At 41.7% G+C, this 18914-nt stretch carries 14 protein-coding genes and 2 pseudogenes; 11 read left to right on the top strand and 5 right to left on the bottom strand.

Annotated elements, in window-relative coordinates; translation table 11 throughout:
- Nucleotides 1-393: 393 nt before the first annotated feature.
- From NSTC731_RS04810 to NSTC731_RS04795, 4 genes are all read right to left on the bottom strand, one after another.
- Complete coding sequence (locus tag NSTC731_RS04810) at nt 394-801, bottom strand: VOC family protein (RefSeq protein ID WP_445629846.1); 408 nt, start codon at nt 799-801, stop codon at nt 394-396.
- Between the two features lie 687 nt (nt 802-1488).
- Nucleotides 1489-2310: an SIMPL domain-containing protein gene (locus tag NSTC731_RS04805; RefSeq protein WP_445629845.1), complete on the bottom strand. Its 822-nt coding sequence runs from the start codon at nt 2308-2310 to the stop codon at nt 1489-1491.
- A 175-nt stretch (nt 2311-2485) separates the two neighbouring features.
- Nucleotides 2486-2860, bottom strand: a complete 375-nt coding sequence (locus NSTC731_RS04800) for a hypothetical protein (RefSeq protein ID WP_445629844.1) — start codon at nt 2858-2860, stop codon at nt 2486-2488.
- A 508-nt stretch (nt 2861-3368) separates the two neighbouring features.
- Nucleotides 3369-4457, bottom strand: coding sequence for an NAD(P)/FAD-dependent oxidoreductase (locus NSTC731_RS04795; protein WP_445629843.1), 1089 nt, complete (start codon nt 4455-4457; stop codon nt 3369-3371).
- Between the two features lie 127 nt (nt 4458-4584).
- Here NSTC731_RS04795 and NSTC731_RS04790 point away from each other — a divergent pair, with 127 nt between their 5' ends.
- The 6 genes from NSTC731_RS04790 to NSTC731_RS04765 all read left to right on the top strand — a co-directional run bounded on the left by NSTC731_RS04790 (nt 4585) and on the right by NSTC731_RS04765 (nt 11326).
- Nucleotides 4585-5427, top strand: a complete 843-nt coding sequence (locus NSTC731_RS04790; protein WP_445629842.1) for a hypothetical protein — start codon at nt 4585-4587, stop codon at nt 5425-5427.
- Complete coding sequence (locus NSTC731_RS04785) at nt 5409-6842, top strand: O-antigen ligase family protein (RefSeq protein WP_445629841.1); 1434 nt, start codon at nt 5409-5411, stop codon at nt 6840-6842. The genes NSTC731_RS04790 and NSTC731_RS04785 overlap by 19 nt, the downstream gene beginning before the upstream one ends.
- 702 nt (nt 6843-7544) lie before the next feature.
- Nucleotides 7545-8066: a Ycf51 family protein gene (locus tag NSTC731_RS04780; RefSeq protein WP_445629840.1), complete on the top strand. Its 522-nt coding sequence runs from the start codon at nt 7545-7547 to the stop codon at nt 8064-8066.
- A gap of 639 nt (nt 8067-8705) precedes the next feature.
- Nucleotides 8706-8861 (top strand): hypothetical protein, encoded by a 156-nt coding sequence (locus tag NSTC731_RS04775; RefSeq protein WP_445629839.1) that lies wholly within the window; start codon nt 8706-8708, stop codon nt 8859-8861.
- A 45-nt stretch (nt 8862-8906) separates the two neighbouring features.
- Nucleotides 8907-10097 carry an iron-containing alcohol dehydrogenase family protein gene (locus NSTC731_RS04770; RefSeq protein WP_445629838.1) on the top strand — a complete coding sequence of 397 codons (1191 nt, stop codon included), beginning with the start codon at nt 8907-8909 and terminating at the stop codon, nt 10095-10097.
- Nucleotides 10094-11326 carry an aspartate aminotransferase gene (locus tag NSTC731_RS04765; protein ID WP_445629837.1) on the top strand — a complete coding sequence of 411 codons (1233 nt, stop codon included), beginning with the start codon at nt 10094-10096 and terminating at the stop codon, nt 11324-11326. Before NSTC731_RS04770 ends, NSTC731_RS04765 begins: the two co-directional genes overlap by 4 nt.
- Before the next feature lie 898 nt (nt 11327-12224).
- Here NSTC731_RS04765 and NSTC731_RS04760 read toward each other — a convergent pair.
- Complete coding sequence (locus NSTC731_RS04760) at nt 12225-12629, bottom strand: hypothetical protein (protein WP_445632017.1); 405 nt, start codon at nt 12627-12629, stop codon at nt 12225-12227.
- 196 nt (nt 12630-12825) lie between these two features.
- Here NSTC731_RS04760 and ppsA point away from each other — a divergent pair.
- The 5 genes and pseudogenes from ppsA (at nt 12826) to NSTC731_RS04735 (ending at nt 18834) form a co-directional block, all read left to right on the top strand.
- Nucleotides 12826-15326: pseudogene (gene ppsA / locus NSTC731_RS04755) on the top strand (phosphoenolpyruvate synthase).
- Nucleotides 15327-15371: 45 nt separating this feature from the next.
- Nucleotides 15372-15764 (top strand): annotated as a pseudogene (locus tag NSTC731_RS04750) (element excision factor XisH family protein); the annotation flags it as partial.
- Complete coding sequence (locus tag NSTC731_RS04745) at nt 15734-16120, top strand: XisI protein (protein ID WP_445629836.1); 387 nt, start codon at nt 15734-15736, stop codon at nt 16118-16120. The pseudogene NSTC731_RS04750 and the gene NSTC731_RS04745, both read left to right, overlap by 31 nt.
- Nucleotides 16121-16257: 137 nt before the next feature.
- Complete coding sequence (locus NSTC731_RS04740; protein WP_445629835.1) at nt 16258-16881, top strand: GNAT family N-acetyltransferase; 624 nt, start codon at nt 16258-16260, stop codon at nt 16879-16881.
- 372 nt (nt 16882-17253) lie between these two features.
- A complete protein-coding gene (locus tag NSTC731_RS04735) occupies nt 17254-18834 on the top strand; it encodes a dolichyl-phosphate-mannose--protein mannosyltransferase (protein ID WP_445629834.1) in 1581 nt (526 codons plus the stop codon).
- Nucleotides 18835-18914 lie beyond the last annotated feature (80 nt).

Raw genomic sequence — 18914 nt, 5'->3', positions numbered from 1 at the left:
AAAATCATGATTATCAAATTAACATAATTAATAAATATTTAAAAAGATATTTTTGCTAAGAACATAATAGACTGGCAACAATGTATTCTAGCTTTTGGGATACAATATTAACTCTGGTTAAATCAGGATTTCCACAGAGAGTTTTTTGATCGTCAATTAGATGGACATTATATAAAGGTCAAAAGCGATACATAAGCAGCAATTGTAAACAAATGTAAAAATTTTTCTGTGGCTGCATAAGCTCCACATTTTATCCCGATAAATCTATGAAAGAAAAGGTATATTCCTATCGATAATGTTTATACAGCATTAGTCGGTATTATGTACCTTAGTAAATCAAAAAGTTCTAGCCTGTCAAAATCCTGCCCTGTACATTAAACATCTAGACATAACTTATTGGGTTATGTCTTTTTTGTTGTCCTTAGTCTCGAAACGTTGAATTTCAATCAAATAACCATCAGGATCGCGGAAAAAACAATGGTAAATGTTGTACTTTTCATTTAGTGTCGGTGGCTTTTCAAATTCGACGCCACGTTTTTTGAGATATTCAAACCATTCATCCACCTGCTGTGTTACTAGGGTAAAAATAACACTTGATTGCTTATCGCTTGCAGGAGCCAACGTTTCGCTTGCTTGACACAATCCTAAGTATCCAGAACCACTAACAGTATAAATTCGGCAGGTTCCTTGGTCAAGCCATAACTCCAAACCTAGCTTTTGTTCGTAGAATTCTGTAGATACATTGAGGTTATGGGTAGAAAAGAAGGTAACTTGTTGGTCGATTTGCGGATGAGTAGACATAAAACACATTTGAGTATATACCCTAACGACATCGGGCGATCGCAGATGTAAAAATTGATTGATGTTAGAAACCTGTTACTGCTCCAGAATGCCTTAAGTGCATCTGGAGTTTTTTTTTGAAAAAAGCTATAAAAATTTTCCCAATCATCCTGATATGGCAAAACATAGCTGAATAAGGATGCATACTGAATTATCTATATTTAACATGGGCATCACTTATTGATGTACCCCTCCTACCAAACAACTCTCGCAAAACAGCCTCAGTTTATCTGGGGCTGTTTTGCGTTACTTCCGATAAAGAACGAGTGTAACGAGAATCCTCAAACACTTTTATCTGTATTTGAGTGTATACCCTGATGACGTAGGTTTTTCTCAAGGTGAAAATTTGGTATAGGTAAATGCGTATCTTTCCTGGCTCCAGATTTGTCATAAACATTTCTGGAGTTTTTTCACTATTGAAGTTTGATATCAGCAATCTAATCTAGATTCAAGTGAATATTTGATTTTGATTATGAACACGCATATTATAGCTGTGCAGTAAAATAAATATAAATTAGTCATAAATATGAAGTCAACAATAAGTGCGATCGCACCTATCCTTCTTGATTCGACTCAGAAGAAAAAAGTTAAGCGATCGCACTTTCAATTTTGACTAAATCAAAGTGCGATCGCCCTAAATATAAATGTTTATTTCGTTGTATATGTTACAAAAATATCCTTTTTCATTTCAACTTCTGCCGGTGCTTCTGGATCGTAAGCTGGTGATAATAAAAAACTAGCAAACGATGGCAAAGGAACTCCAGTTTTAGAACTACATGAGGGATAAAATAATGTGTAAAATGGCTCCGCGACAGAAGGAGTACTAAGCTTAACTTCCATTGCAGTTGCTAAAGCCTGAGCGCGGCTTTGAGCATCTTTCATCGCTGATTGATAAACTGAACTTTGCAAAGCCTGACAGTCATTTACCGCGTACTCAACACCCACACTCTTGACAGAAAGGTTTTCGAGTTCACTCGTTGTTTTGTTCGCTGTAGCCACAATTTCCTGAACGCGATCGCGCGTTGGTTTTTCTAGTTTTACCAATATCTTGGCGTTATTTTCGTTGGAATTAGGATTAATCTGCACTTGAATTTGATCAACACTAATGCCTTTAGCAACTAGGCTATTAACTACAGGCTGAAGAGTTGCTTTAGTTAGGGATTTTTTGCTTGGTAAAGATTCTACTGCTGTTTTGTAATTTAAAAGTAGAATTTGTGAGGATATGGGGCGGGTTTCGGGTAGAGATGATGGTTGCGTTTGTAACTCATCATTGCTACCTCCGCTACTGAATACCAATTCAATATCCGCTGTATCTGCTGGCACTCTCACTACCCCTTGACCAATTACCATTAATGAATGGCGATCGCTTGCTGGTGGATAAAACAATTGGGCATTAGTGACTTTGGGTGTTAATGCTTCCATCCCGATACTCACGGAAATACTTAGCATTAGAGCAGTTATTTTTCTCATATCCTGGGATATCCTTTGAACTTAGTAATTGTCAAAGTTTACACCTCAAGAGGAATATACTTAAAAAAATTTTGAGCTAATCCCACGGCTAAAGTCTGTGGGATTAGCTCAAAAATTCAAAATTCACTACGGACGTTATGATATCTCAGCAACGAGCCAAATCTTGTTAGAACTATTAACCAAACCAGTGAGAGGGTTCACAAGCTGGTTGAACTGTTTCACAAACACGATGGCTAATCCAATCTGACTTTTCTTGAACGATTAGACAAATGCCTTGGTGAATCAAATTCTGTAAATGTAGTTGCTGCTCTAAAGGTTTACGAGGCAATTTGTAATAAGCCAAGCTTCCTTGTTCAGCCTCCGCTGGAATCTGTTCATCAGACACGACGCTGTAAAAGGAGGGAATGCGGTTGAGGACGAAAGTAATTAGCTCTTGGCGTAAATCAGGAATCGCAAAGGCTTGTTGATATGGATGGGATGGATATGTATTCAAAATACTTTCAATTTCTCTCACTATTGATTGTTGTGTTAAATTGACTACCGTTTTCATGGTTTTTAAACTCCTTTTTTAATCAAGTCAATGCTTGGTGGAGAGAATGACTTTTTTAGATGGCAACTTCGTGATGACAATCAGTTAAAAGTAATTTAACTTATAGATGCAATCAACCCCGAAACTAGCCTTTTATCTTGGTACAATCTCAGACATTTGGCTTTGCTTATTTTAGTTAAAGTTTATACTGTTTCACAGCATGACTTATTAAAACAGCGTCCAATAAGCTGGTAAGTTACCGACATTTTATATTTATAATCCTAATTATTTCAAATTTCTGCCTTTTTGGCAGAAATCTACATAAAACGCAGCATAAAGGCGAGGGGATCAAGATTAACACCAACAAAACCACTTGAATTAGGAACAAGTTTTTCCTGAAGTTAAGCTTTTTGGGTAATTGGCATCACTTTTTAGGTTCGCAGCAAAATTTGCTATTTCATCTAAAAAACTTATTTGTTGCACTTTGATTTAGTCAGTCAGAAAAATAGCGACTCACAATAGTGCAGGATCAGTCTAGCGACAGATGAAATGATTGGGCAAAAACGTTTAAAAAGTTCACATTATCAAAAGATAGATGACGTAACTGATGATTAATTTCATCAGCCGCAGCTAATCCAGAAAGCATCGCACCTTCGACAAGATTGCCGCCACACCAATCACCACAGCAAACTAAAGGTAAGGGAGTTTCGGCAGATAAAAAAGCTTCGTGCCAAGGATGGCTAGGAAAGGCATAACGCCAACGATGTACTTGCATCCATTCGGGAGTATTCAGCCAAGGAAGGGACAGAGATTCAGCTGCTCGTTGCAACATATATTGTCCCGCAGGTAGTAAATCCTGTGATTCTAGATGACGTTGGGCAAAATCAGCGCTACTTTGCACCACAAAATGTGGTTGTTGAGGGTTAGGACGCTTGCTACTATCCAAACCAATCCATGCTAAATCAGCATTATCCACAAAAGTTAAAGCTTTCCACTGAGGGAGGGGTTGGGATGTAGAAGGATATCCCGCGATCGCACTAATTGAAGGATAAAATTCTACAGAACGCAAGTTATCAAAAAAGGCTGCATCCAATACACTCTCACCCAAAGATTCCAATAACATCACAGCTTGGGGTGCAGGAATAGCGACAACTATAGCTTTTGCGGTTAATTCTTCATTACTAGATTCCAGAGTCAAACGCCAGCTATCTTCGGCAGTTGGGGTAATAGCTATGACACGCTGATTCAGTAATATTTCTAAACCTGGGGCGAGGGATTTAGCGATCGCACTCATCCCCCCAGGCGCAACATAACGCGGGCTGCGGTTTTTCGGTTCAGATAAAGGAGCGCCTGTTGTAAGTTCGTAAACCTCATCTGTCCAAACTTCGAGGATATGGCGATCGCGCAATATTTCCACAAAACGTTCCAATAATTCACCCTTTGGTTTCAGGTAACAAGCCCCATGATCTGCCAAAGTTCCATGCAAGCGGCGTGTAGCTAGTCTTCCTCCCAAACCACGGGACTTTTCCACCACTACCACCGAATATCCAGCTTGACTTAACTGCTGGGCACAGACTAAACCGGCAATTCCGGCACCAATCACTGCAATATCAGTCATGAGTCAATAGTCTTTAGTTAGTTATTGGTCATTAGTTATTATCAAAGGACAAAATTACTACTAATGACTGCTGAAAGCTAATAGTAGAATAAGGTACAGAAAGCTGCACGGAAGGGAGGAAGGGAAATTGGATGAAATGAGGGCGGCGCTAGAATTAGCGACCGAAGAAGAATTGCAAGATTTAACGGCAATTCTATTTAGTCGTAAGTTCAATCCCTTAGACTATGTACACACACCCGAACCCATCGAAGTGCAAAGCCAAGACCGCAAAGCTTGGTTAGATGCACTAGAGGGCCGCTTTCGTTTTTTGGCGGCAGATGGGATGACAGTATTACGAGGACGCACAGGACAGGTAACTTACCGACAAGCGTTAGTTCAAGTATGTAAGTACCTCAAAATTCCCTATTCTAATCAGCTGGCAACCATTGATTTAGAAGCAGAAGTATTTTTACATCTGTTAGGACAGGTGTGGAAAAAGTTGCCGGAACAGGAAAAACAAAAATTGACTCTCCGAGTGCAGCGTCACCTGATCAAATCAGAACTAAAAGAACCGCTACCACTTTTATTGCAGCCCGATCCCTTGGGGTTGCTTTTCAAAGGCGGTAGTGCGATCGCGGTTACTTCTGTTCTCCAGCCACTTGTACTTAAGCAAATTGCCCGTCAATTCGCCATCCACTTTGCTACTTATGAAGTAGCCAAACAAGCGGCAATTACAGGCTCGGAAGCAGCTGCAACGCAATTTCAAAGCTATGTAGCAATGCAAATGGCACAACGGGGTATGACAGTGAGTGCAGCTCGTTATGGGGCAGCCCGCACGATGTTTGCCGTGATTGGACCAATGATGTGGACTTGGTTTATTGCAGATTTGGGCTGGAGAGCGATCGCTACTAACTATGGTCGAATCATCCCCACCATCTTCGCCTTAGCTCAAATTCGCCTCACTCGTGAGGAATGTTGGGAGCCAGCTTGAACAAGGTTTTTGAATATTTCAAGTCTCGTTGGCAATCTTCTTGGAACTACTCTCTATGGGCACTGTTAATCTTCCCATTGAGTCCTTTTGTGGGGGCTGTAACTGTAGGTTTTGTCTCATTAATAACTTGGCTGAAACAATCCCGCAAAATTAATCGCCGCCCCCTCAATTGGGGATTTGCCCTGTTGAGTGTATTACTGATCGTGAGTGCTGGGTTTGCCCAAGACAAAACAGCAGCTTTCCTCGGTTTATTTAATTTATTACCATTCTTTTTACTTTTCGCTGCCCATAGCGCTCTGATTCAAACATTTGCTCAATTGCGGCAAATGGCTTGGGCTTTAGCGATCGGTTCCATACCAGTAGCGATTATGGGCTTGGGACAATTATTTTTAGGCTGGAGTTTCAAGTTCCAGTTTGTCTGGGTTGTATTTAGTTGGACAATTAGACCAGGCGGAAACCCACCAGGTCGTATCGCTTCCCTTTTCTTGCACGCTAATACCTTCGCAGCTTATCTAGTAATAGTTTTCATCCTTAGTCTAGGGTTGTGGATCGAACAATGGCGATTAGGGATGAGGTATTGGAAATTGAGCATAAGAGGCACAGGGGCAGCACAACTCTTAGAGAGGCTGCGCCAACGGCTACGCTCAGTGACCGAGGGGCAGAGGGGCAGAGGGGAAAGACTTACTGTGCCCCAGTCTCCTGTTCCCTTTCTCTTCCTAACGTTGGCGGTAATTACAAATTTCATTGCCTTAATTTTCACCAACTCACGTAATGGGTGGGCGATCGCTATTTTTGCCTGTTTAGCTTATGCACTCTACCAAGGTTGGCGCATTCTTGTAGGTAGCGTTGCTGCGATCGTCTCTAGTATTCTTTTGGCGGCTTTTGCTCCCTCATCAGTCGCTCACATTTTCCGCTTCGTAGTTCCTGCCTTCTTTTGGGCAAGGTTAAATGACGATATGTATCCAGATAGACCAGTCGCTTTAATGCGAAAAACTCAGTGGGAGTTTGCCTGGTCTTTAGCTCAACAACATCCTTGGACTGGTTGGGGATTACGCAGTTTTAGTACACTTTACAAAGCAAAGATGCAGATTCCCTTGGGTCATCCCCATAACTTGTTTTTGATGTTATCTGCTGAAACTGGTTTTCCCAGTACTTGTTTATTTTGTGGCTTACTAGCTTGGATTTTGATTATAAGTGTCCAATTACTGCAAAAGTCAAAAGATATAGATACAGGAGACAAATTGATATTTTTCAGTTATCTTCTGTCCTTTGTTGGGTGGCTTTTATTGAATACAGTAGATGTAACCCTCTTTGATTTTCGTTTGAATGCGCTTTCATGGCTAATTTTGGCTGCTATTGCTGGAGTAATACATCGTTATCAGGAAAAAGACAGGCTTACATCTCGTCAAAATTAGGTATTAGTTTTTTCAGTGTATGCACTGGGGACTTAAGAGTTTTAAGTTAATAAGATTGTTATATTCACGTCTGTGAGTGTGACTAATACCTAATTAGTCACTGTTGCTGATTGTTGGGAAGGTGTAGGGACATCCCTTTGGGGTTTTCCTGCATGACGGGCATCTCTTGTAGATGCCCTTTTGTATATTTATTATTTTTATCCAGTTAAACACGATTAAAAAACACGATTTATCGGTTAAATATCAGAACTTAATTTAATGCAAAATAATTTAAATAAAAAATAATATTAAATTAGATATTGTTGTTGTTAAAGCAGACAATTTTATATTATTAAACCTGGGATATATCAAAATTTGATAAAACTTTTATTTGGGCTAATTTACTAGTTTAGGACTTTTTCCATCCCCTGATTATCGCTGCAATTGCTGCCAAAGAAAATGTGGTTTTTTGCCGACTTGACGACGCGGCGACTAAAATTAGGATTCGCTCTGAATGAAACAGAGATGCTGATTGAACGGCAATTATTGATAGTGTTCAGGTTAAAGGGAAAGGATCTTGAGTTTCTTTACCCTTTACCCCGACTTTTGCAAGAAGTCTAATATTCTGATTGGCATTAAAGACTACGATAACTCTTATGGTGTAAGCTCTCGGTAAAATGGGTGTGTCGGTAACGAAAAAAAGACGCCTCCATAAGCAACCTTATGCTCACAACAGCTAACTTTCTTCAGTACACCCAATGGTCAGGTATAGCTACCTTGGTATTTGCTGCCTTGACATTTTTGGCTTTTATTCTCAAATGGGGCATCCGCTTTCGGTTGGTGGGTACGACTGGCTTTATGCTGGTGGTGACTGCTGGTTTATTTGGACTCTCAATAGTTCCCTTGAGTCGGACTGTGATTCCTGGAGCAACCCGGTACACTCTAGTTTATGACAATGGCTCAACACAAGCGGTGATTGCCACATCACCCCAAATTACACCCACACAATTAGAAGCAACTTTACGTCAAGCAGCTAGCAATCTTTTTTCTTATGGTCGTTCAGGTACACGAGAAGACGGAAATTTGACAGTTCGCGCCCGTACTATTATCCACCCGGAAACAGGGATTTCTGTCCCAATTTATTTGGGTGAGGTCAAGCGCTCGCTCGCTTCTCATCAAAATTCCCCGGTAACAGTCAAAATTTACACAGAGAATTTCGCCAAATTGCCAAAACCTACTGCTTAGTAGGCAGAGAGCGGGGAAGCAGGGAAGTAGGGGAGCAAAGGGAGCAGGGGACAAGGGGGACAAGGGGGACAAGGGGGACAAGGAGGAATTATTGAAAATCTCTACCCAAGTCTCCCCTTCTTTCTTGTCTGTTTTGTCTCTTCTCTATGCCCCATGCCCCATGCCCCATGCCCCATGCCCAATGCCCAATGCCCAATGCCCCATGCCCAAAGCCCCATGCCCCATGCCCCATGCCCAGAGAACAAAAGTAATTTACCTGTTATCAGGATGACAAACATTATTTTGTATTTACTGATACATTAATGGTTATTTTTAGATTAAGATATTCACACTTTAGTGGTTATACTGTGGGAAAAAGTTAATCAGCGTGGGGTAATGGGTACTGACAGTTGTAATTTGTCAGTTGTTGTCCTAATTGCCCCTGCTGCCATTTTCAAAATTCTTTGCAGCAAATCAAGGTGTTGTAGGGAAATATATTTGCATACCTTTACATATATATCTGTAGCTAAAAATTGCATCAAATAATACGATCGCCTACACATTATCAATTCTCTATTGCTTTTCTTGAGAATCTGACAATGTTAATGTTAATTAATTATACGGTTATTCAAAACTTTGATAGTTCGGAATTTCAGACCAATGGGTATTTATAGATTCAAGCAATGTCGTCAAACTACTCAATCAGTCGGCAACAAGACTTGTCTATTTAATTGCTTGGTTCAAATCCAAATCGGCCGCGTGTCAGGTTGGAGCCATCCAAAAACCAGTTTGGCAACAAGTATCCTCGATCGCTAGTCTATATTTATTAAGAAATATCAAGGTTTTGGTAAACGAGATTATATGCCCAATAATTTTTCTACTCAACCTTCTTTGTCTACTCAAACCTCTAGTTCATTCTTTACGCTCACAGTTTCCCCCGCAAAAGTAATCCGTGGTTCTGGGGTGTTGCAAACAGCCGCAGCAGAGATTGCCTGTTTGGGAATTCGTCCCTTAATTGTGGCAGGTAAGTCTACTCTCGCTATCAGCCAACAAAATTTACAACCAGTTTTAGAAGCGCAGCAGTTACATACTGTCCAAGCTTCTTATGGTGCAGATTGCTGCGAAGCTAGCCTAAAATCTTTACAGAAAAAGGCAAAAGAACATAAAGCTGATGTAATTATCGGTGTTGGTGGCGGCAAAGCCCTAGATACAGCGAAATTAGTTGCACAGCAGTTACATTTACCAGTGGTGACAATTCCGACTTCCGGGGCTACTTGTGCAGCTTGGAGTGCCTTGTCAAATGTTTATTCGGAAGATGGGGCTTTTCTCTACGACGTGGGGCTATCTCGTTGTCCCGATTTACTGATACTCGATTATGACTTGATTAAAACTGCACCGCAACGTACCTTAGTAGCTGGAATTGGTGATGCGATCGCTAAATGGTACGAAGCCTCGGTTAGCAGTGGACACTTGCAAGACACTTTAATTATTGCTGCGGTGCAACAAGCACGAGTTTTGCGAGATATCTTGTTGCAAAAGTCAGCCGCCGCCCTGGAAGAACCAGGTAATGAGGTTTGGCGAGAAGTGGTAGATGCCACTGTTTTACTCGCTGGGGTAGTTGGGGGACTTGGAGGAGCGCAGTGTCGCACAGTTGCCGCCCATGCCGTGCATAACGGTTTAACTCATATTTCTGGACATGGCAGTATTCATGGCGAAAAAGTTGCTTTTGGGATTTTGGTGCAACTACGTTTAGAAGAAATGCTACAAGGCAATCAACTAGCAGCATCAGCACGGCAACAGTTGTTAAAGTTCTACACAGAAATTGGACTACCCCAGAAATTAAGTGATTTAGGATTGGGCAATATTACATTAGGTGAATTGCAAACAGCCGCCGAAATGGCTCTAGTTCCTAATTCTGACATCCATCGACTACCGTTTAAAGTCGCGCCAGAACAGTTGATGGCGGCAATGGTTTCTACCACTGCACCTATAGATAGTAGAGATACTACAAATCGAGTTTCGCCCAAGGGAATGAGTGACGAGGTTTTATGAGTTTAAATTGGATTGTCCCAGCAGAACGCATACAAAAACTACCACCTTATGTATTTGCCCGTTTAGATGAACTGAAAGCTAAAGCACGGGAACAAGGGTTAGATTTAATTGACTTGGGTATGGGAAACCCCGATGGTGCAACGCCAGCACCAGTTGTTGAAGCGGCGATCGCAGCTTTAAAAGATTCTGCCAATCACGGTTATCCGCCCTTTGAGGGGACGGCTAGTTTCCGCCGTGCTATTACCAACTGGTATCGTCGCCGTTATGATGTGATTCTCGATCCTGATAGTGAAGCTTTGCCACTGCTGGGTTCTAAAGAAGGATTAACCCATTTAGCGATCGCCTACATTAACCCTGGCGATCTAGTTCTTGTTCCTTCCCCAGCTTATCCAGCACATTTTCGCGGCCCGGCGATCGCTGGTGGGAAAATCCATAGTTTGATTCTGAAACCCGAAAATGACTGGTTAATTGATTTAGCTGCCATTCCTAACGAAGTTGCAAGACAAGCAAAGATACTCTATTTCAACTATCCCAGCAATCCCACCGCCGCCACCGCCCCCCGCGAATTTTTTGAAGAAATCGTCGCCTTCGCCCGCAAATATGAAATTTTGCTGGTGCATGATTTGTGTTATGCCGAGTTAGCTTTTGATGGTTATCAACCCACTAGCTTATTAGAAATTCCCGGTGCGAAAGATATTGGTGTGGAATTTCACACCTTATCTAAAACCTACAATATGGCTGGTTGGCGCGTCGGCTTTGTCGTGGGCAACCGCCATGTAATTCAAGGTTTGCGGACGCTGAAAACTAACTTGGATTATGGCATTTTTGCAGCATTACAAACAGCAGCCGAAACAGCCTTGCAACTGCCAGATGTGTATTTACACGAGGTACAACAACGTTACCGTACCCGCCGCGATTTCCTGATTCAAGGATTAGGAGAGTTGGGTTGGGATATCCCCAAAACCAAGGCGACGATGTATCTTTGGGTGAAGTGTCCCGTTGGTGTTGGTTCCACAGATTTTGCTCTAAACGTGTTGCAACAAACAGGCGTTGTGGTTACTCCCGGTAATGCCTTTGGGGTTGCAGGTGAGGGTTATGTCAGGATCAGTTTGATTGCAGACTGCGATCGCTTGGGTGAAGCTTTACATCGCTTCAAGCAAGCTGGCATCCGCTATCAACCTGAAGCTGTAGTCCCTGCTTCAGAAGCGATCGCCGATCTCGTTAGTTGATGAGAAAAAAGAAAACCAATATTACGCCCTTGCAGTTTCCCGACTTGTTCTTTTGGGAGAAGCAAGTGGCGTTTGAGGAACGTAGCAAGATTCCGTTCGCGTAGCGTCTCGTTGGCGCAGCCTCTCGTAGAGAAGAGAAGAGTAACCCAACATTTTCATAGGTTTGTTGGGTTGCGCTTTGCTTCATCCAACCTACAATTTTTCACAAAGCCAAGCGTATTGACTGCTGCTTTAAAAGAAATATCTGTTGAAGAACTAGCTTTTTCTCTTTTTAGGGAAAGTATTCAAAAAAATTTTGGGCAAATTTGCTATTCTACTTGCACAAGATACTACAACTAGACGATTTACTCAAGAGGTCGAGAGCCAATAACTTTGACTTGCCAAATTGCCAGCTTCCGCATGGTGGGGGAACACCACATAAGATTATACGAAGCGACAGCTATTGCAAGTGAACTCTCTAACGTAGACTTCCAAGTTGAGACAACCCGTAGCTATATTCAATAGACTTCTTGCAGAAGTGGGGGCAATACGGTTCGGATAAGCATTTTTCACTTTCCTTGTGGTCTGGGGAAAGGGTAAGGGGGAAAGGGTAAAGGATGTATGTATTAAAAACCTTTCACCTTTAACCTTTAACCTTTAACCTTTAACCTTTAACCGAACCGTATTGAAAGTGGGGGAAAGGGACAAAAGTATGGAATTTTCCTATAAGACTGCCTTCTGCTTGCTGTCTTTCTTAATAAATACCTAATCTTAAATCCAATATCTAATTTTTTTGCTATGGTGATCCCAAAGGAATTGTTAAGTGCTTACGAGATGTAAATTAAGTGATTAACTACTCGTTAAGTATTATATAATACAAAAAGTGTAGATAATTTGTCTGTAAAATACATCTTTCTTGTTACTTAGTGGGTTGGGAAATACGCGTTTCAATATTTTCTAAGGTTTGTAATAATAAACGATTTGCCTGTAATTTCCAACCCCATTTCTGAATTCTATAAGCTAAGACAGTTCCAACTATGGACGCTAACAAGCCTATGGGTTGATTTAAAGAAATTCCTAATAGCAAACCCAATCCAGCAATTCCCCAAAATGGTAAGGCTACTGCTTGTCTTTGTTCTTCCACGACTTGGGTAATTATATTAGATTTCATCTTAGCGAGTAATGCCTCTTTCACTTGCTGCTGTTCTGTTGCGGATACTGTTAAACCTATTTTACGGCGTAGTTTTTCTATTTTACGGGCATCAGTACTGTATTCAGTTAGTTCATCTTCTGCCATTTTCAGGAGTCGTTCTAGCTGCACCATCATGTATTACATCCGGTATTTTAATCGAGTTATTAAACTGAATAATTGTGAATTTTTATTACTTATAGTTTTGGATTTCATCGCCAAATATCAAACTTCTCGACAGAACTAAAAATCTCAAGTTGAATATGGGAAAAATAAATATAGTAGCAGTTATGCATTTACAAATTGAGTATAAACTGAAAAGGTAATATTTATGACTACAGTATCTAAAAGCACTTTGTCTATATCTGCCCAAGAGCGATCGCTCATCTTGTGGTTTGATGAAATTGGGATTGCTGATATCCCTGTAGTTGGTGGTAAAAATGCCTCACTAGGGGAAATGATTCAACAGTTAACGCCCAAAGGCATTAACGTTCCCACAGGATTCGCCACTACTGCTTACGCTTATCGTCATTTCATTCAATCAGCTGGGTTAGAAGCAAAGCTACGCAAGCTTTTTGCTGACTTGAATGTTGAAGATGTCAAAAATTTACGAGAACGGGGAAAAAAAGCGCGATCGCTCTTAATCCACACACCATTTCCTGTAGAATTGCGCGAGGCGATCGCCACAGCATACCATAGTCTCTGCGAACGATACCATGCAGACACAGATGTAGCAGTCCGTTCCAGCGCTACTGCTGAAGACCTTCCCGATGCTAGTTTTGCTGGACAGCAGGAAACTTACCTCAACGTTGTCGGTGTTGAAGGAGTTTTAGCAGCTTGTCATAAATGCTTTGCTTCTCTATTTACCGATCGCGCTATTTCTTATCGCCACGCCAAGGGATTTGACCACTTTAGCATTGCTCTGGCTGTGGGTGTGCAAAAAATGGTGCGCTCTGACTTGGCAACCTCTGGGGTGATGTTCTCCATTGATACAGAAACAGGTTTTAAGGATGCGGCACTAATTACAGCCGCCTACGGTTTAGGTGAAAATGTTGTCCAAGGATCTGTCAATCCCGATGAATATTATGTTTTTAAACCAACTTTAAAAGCTGGTTTCCGTCCAATTATTGATAAAAGATTGGGCAGTAAAGAACTGAAAATGATTTATGATGACGGCTCCAAATTTACGAAAAATGTTTCGGTTTCACCCAGCGAAAGAGGTAAATTCGCTCTGAGTGATGAAGAGATTTTACAACTAGCAAGTTGGGCGTGTTTAATTGAAGACCATTATTCCCAAGTCCACGGCATTTTTACTCCAATGGATATCGAGTGGGCAAAAGATGGGATTACGAACCAACTTTTTATTGTGCAAGCGCGTCCCGAAACTGTCCAGTCACAGAAGACGGGAAATGTGTTGCGGAGTTATCGTTTGTTATTGGGGAATCGGGAATGGGGAATCGGGAATGGAGAAAATTCCCACTCCTCACTCTCTGATTCTCAATCCCCAATCCCTCTGGTTACGGGACGTGCGATTGGGGAAGCAATTAGTCAGGGAAAAGCACGCCTAATTTTGGATGTTCAGAAACTAGAACAGTTCCAAGTTGGGGAAGTCTTGGTGACAGAGAGAACCGATCCCGATTGGGAACCAATTATGAAACGCGCTAGTGCAATTATCACCAATTCTGGAGGCCGCACGTGTCATGCAGCAATAATTGCGCGAGAATTGGGTGTACCTGCGATCGTAGGATGCGGCAATGCTACGGACATCTTGAAACCTGGTCAAGAGGTAACAATTTCTTGTGCTGAAGGGGAAGAAGGAAAAGTTTATCCAGGCTTATTACCTTTTGAAGTTAAAGAAGTCCCTTTAGAAAACTTACCCCGCACCCGCACTAAAATTTTAATGAATGTGGGTAATCCCCAAGAAGCATTGAGTTTATCGGCAATTCCCAACGATGGCGTAGGTTTAGCGCGGACAGAATTTATCATTGCGAACCAAATTCAAATTCATCCAATGGCCTTGATTCACTATGACTCGTTAAAAGATGAATTTGTCAAAGCTAAAATTGCTGATATCACCACACTTTACGACGATAAACCCCAATATTTTGTAGATAAATTAGCTCAAGGCATTGGTAGAATTGCCGCAGCATTTTATCCCAAATCAGTGATAGTCCGAACCTCAGATTTCAAAAGTAATGAATATGCCAATTTATTAGGTGGACGACAGTTTGAACCTCATGAAGAAAACCCAATGTTAGGTTGGCGAGGGGCGGCGCGTTACTACGATGAAGGTTACAGAGAAGCTTTTGCCTTAGAATGTCATGCGATATCAAACGGGTACGGGAAGAAATGGGTTTGACAAATGTCATCCCCATGATTCCCTTTTGCCGCACTCCTGACGAGGGGCGTTTGGTTTTAGCAGAAATGGCAAAAAATGGTTTAGAGCAAGGTGTTAACGGCTTGCAGGTTTATGTGATGTGTGAGTTGCCCAGTAATGTGATTCTGGCTGAGGAATTTGCTGAGGTATTTGATGGGTTCTCAATTGGTTCTAATGATTTAACTCAATTGACACTAGGGATAGATAGAGATTCGGCGTTAGTAGCGCGATTGTTTGATGAACGCAGTCCAGCTGTCAAGCGAATGGTAAAAATGGTCATAGAAACAGCGAAAAAATGCGATCGCAAAATCGGCATTTGTGGACAAGCACCCAGCGACTATCCAGAATTTGCCCAGTTTTTGGTTGAACAGGGAATTGACTCGATTAGTCTAAATCCAGATTCGGTTTTAAAGACAATGCTGGAAGTGGCAAAAGTCGAGGGTAGTAATTCGTAATTTATGCCAGTTAGAGGCCGTTACCACTAGAACGTCAAAAATGCCCTAATCAAAGATGGCTGGACGATTACCGACGATCCATTTCATTTGAAGTGGGGAAAAAGGGATATGTATGTTGACCTGGGTGCAGAGAAATTGATTGCTGCTGAAAAGGAAGGACAGCAGATAGCCGTTGAGATTAAAACGTTTCGCAGCGTATCGGATATGGCTGATCTTGAACACGCACTGGGACAGTATCTTGCATACCGATCTGTGATGAGTATAACCAATCCCGATCGCGTCCTCTATCTCGCCGTTCGGGACGAAGTATATGCCGATATCTTTGATGAACCAATTGCTAAACTTTTGGTAGAAGATTACAAAGTTAATATTGTTCTATTTCAGCTAGAGCAAGAGGTTATTTTTAAATGGATACCTTGGAGCAATACAGGCAGTTGATTCGGAATATTCTGATTGAACATACAAAAATCCCCTTCAGCACTGGCGATATTCAATTTGAAACAGTTTTCGACGGCGAACAAGACCGCTACCTCTTGATGATTTTGGGAAGAGAACCAGCCTATGACTTGTCTCCTACTGTGACTCGTCGCGTTCACGGCTGTATGATTCACATAGATATTATTGATGGCAAAATTTGGATTCAACGTGATGGCACTGAAGAAGGGGTAGCAACAGAACTAGTTAAAGCTGGGTGCCGAAGGATCGGATTGTATTGGGATTTCGGTCTGAAGAACTGCGGAAAGATTCAGAATTTGCGTAGTTTACCGCCGCAGGCATCGCATAGCCAACGGTAATTAAACTTCTGGATAATTGCCTATAGCATAGCGATCGCCATATTTTGTTTGTGTAATTGTCTACAAAACTTTTGACTACTCAACCATAAGTATCTTAGTATTTTGCAGAATGGCAATTTAGTTTAGCCAAAAGCAAGATGACAAATCTTTTGGAAACCGAACGCTCGATCGTTCGCAGTTGGATACCCGAAAGCGATGCCGAACAAGCGTTTGCAATTTATAATGACCCTGAAGTTACGCGCTTTCTTGGTAAAGCTTCTCGTCCCGCAAGTGTTGAGTCACAGCGTCAGCGTTTGATTGAAGGTATCGAGCGAATGCACCAACGCAACAATGGTACTGGATCTTGGGCAATTGTTGAAAAGGAAAATACAACAATTGTGGGAACTATCCTTCTCAAACAATTGCCCGACAAAGATGGTTTACCTACTCAAGATTATGAGGTAGGCTGGCACTTGAGGCGAGCTTCTTGGGGTAAAGGGTATGCAACAGAAGCAGGACGAGCTATGCTCAACTACGGATTTAGTGTTTTGAACTTGCCAGTGATTTATGCCGTAGTGAAGCCAGAAAATCATGCTTCAATCCGTGTAACAGAACGATTGGGTATGAAACCAATAGGGCGGACAAACAAGTATTACGGCATTGAACTACTCCTGTTTCAACTAGATGCACCTGAAGAGTGGAGAGAGAACAGGGGAGCAGTTCTTGAGCAGAGGGTAGGGGGGCAAAGAAGTGGAGTTCAAAGACTCATTCACGAGTATTAAAGACTCGTCAGCGAGTATCAAAGACTCGTCAGCGAGTATCAAAGACTCATCAGCGAGTATCAAAGACTCGTCGGCGAGTATCAAAGACTCATCGGCGAGTATCAAAGACTCGTCAGCGAGTATCAAAGACTCATCGGCGAGTATCAAAGACTCATCGGCGAGTATCAAAGACTCATTCACGAGTATTAAAGACTCATCAGCGAGTATCAAAGACTCATTCCCTATTCCCCATGCCCAATACTTCGACTACGCTCAGTACAAGTGCCCAATACTTCGACTACGCTCAGTACAAGTGCCCAATGCCCAATGACAAATGACAAATACTTCGGCTTCTCTTCGAGACGCTACGCGAACGCTCAGTACAAGTGACAAATGACAAAAAAGTGGTTCCGAATTGGGATGGTGAGTGTATTTCTTCTTTCACTTGCCTTAAGGTTTTGGGGGCTGGAGCGATTCAACACTCTGGTATTTGATGAAGTTTACTTTGCCAAATTTGGTAATAATTATCTCACGCATACGCCATTTTTTAATGCTCATCCGCCGCTAAGTCAATATATGATTGGCATCGGCATTTGGATTGGCAGTCACATTCCTTTTTGGCACGATACGGTGAATGGGCTGACAGGTTCATTGCGATCGCCTTGGACTTATCGGTGGTTAAATGCCCTTACAGGCTCATTTATCCCTGTAGTTGTAGCTGCGATCGCTTATCAGTTAAGTTATCGTCGTACCTTTGCAATACTTGCAGGATTATTCACAGCTTGTGATGGTATTTTTTTAGTTGAGTCTCGGTATGCTTTAAGTAATATTTATATCGTCATCTTTGGTTTATTAGGGCACTGGTTTTTATTATTGGCATTAGATAACCAAAATCGCCGACGTTCTTTTTGGTTAGTTTTTGCTGGCATTGGTTTTGGTGCCTCAGTCGGTACTAAGTGGAATGGTTTATGGTTCTTATCAGGTGCTTATCTCATCTGGATAGTAGCTTGGGTAATTCATTTGATACATTCTTTTCCTAACTCCAAACTCTTTTTTAAATCCCCCTCATTAGAGCAGGAGGCAGGAGGCAGAAGTCACGATAGCGCAGCGTTAGCGAGTCCGCGAGCGTCGGCAGAAGTCAGGAGGCAGGAGGCAGGAGTTAGTACTTATTCTCCCTCATTCCCCTCATACCCCTCATCTCCGACACCACTACAAAATTTAACTCAGCTAAATATTTTTCAAATGCTGTTTTATCTAGGAATTATCCCAGCTTTTATCTATAGCATCATCTGGATTCCTCACCTTCAACTAGATAAAACGTATGGATTTATTGCAGTACATCAGCAAATTTTGAAGTTTCATTTACATCTAGGTGGTAATAGTCCTAACGTACATCCTTACTGTGCTGCTTGGTATAAATGGCCTTTGATGACTCGACCAATGGCATATTATTATCAAACAGCTGAAAGTATCACCGAACCGTTACCTGTGATGGGCCCGCCTTTACCTGCCGGCGCTGGACAAGTTATTTATGATGTCCATGCAATGGGCAATCCATTTTTGTGGTGGTTTGGTGTTGCTGCCATGTTGTTTTTAGTAGGAATGCTGGTATCACAAGCGGTAATTCCTTGGGTGAAAGAAAAGCGTTTTTCTATGCCTGCAACCCTGAGTGTTGATACTTGGATTGCTTTGTATTTAGTTATAAATTATGCTGCAAACTTATTACCTTGGGTGAAAGTGACAAGGTGTGTTTTTATCTACCATTATATGTGTGCAGTGGTGTTTGTATTTTTAGCGATCGCCTGGTTTGTCGATCGGTGTCTTTGCAGTTATTATCAACAACTCCGGGCGCTAGGTGTCACCATTACTTTTATCATTCTGGCTGCTTTTATTTTCTGGATGCCCATTTATTTGGGTTTACCCCTTTCTCCTAACGGTTACAAGCTGCGAATGTGGTTCAACTCTTGGATTTGATTGAAGGGCATGGGGCATGGGGTATTGAAATAATAACTCCTAACTCCTAACTTATTTCTCAACTTAACATAGCTACACAT

The organism is Nostoc sp. DSM 114167 (genome assembly GCF_052692655.1).
Note: the sequence above shows the minus strand (reverse complement) of the source record. Positions and strands in the feature narration are given on the sequence as shown.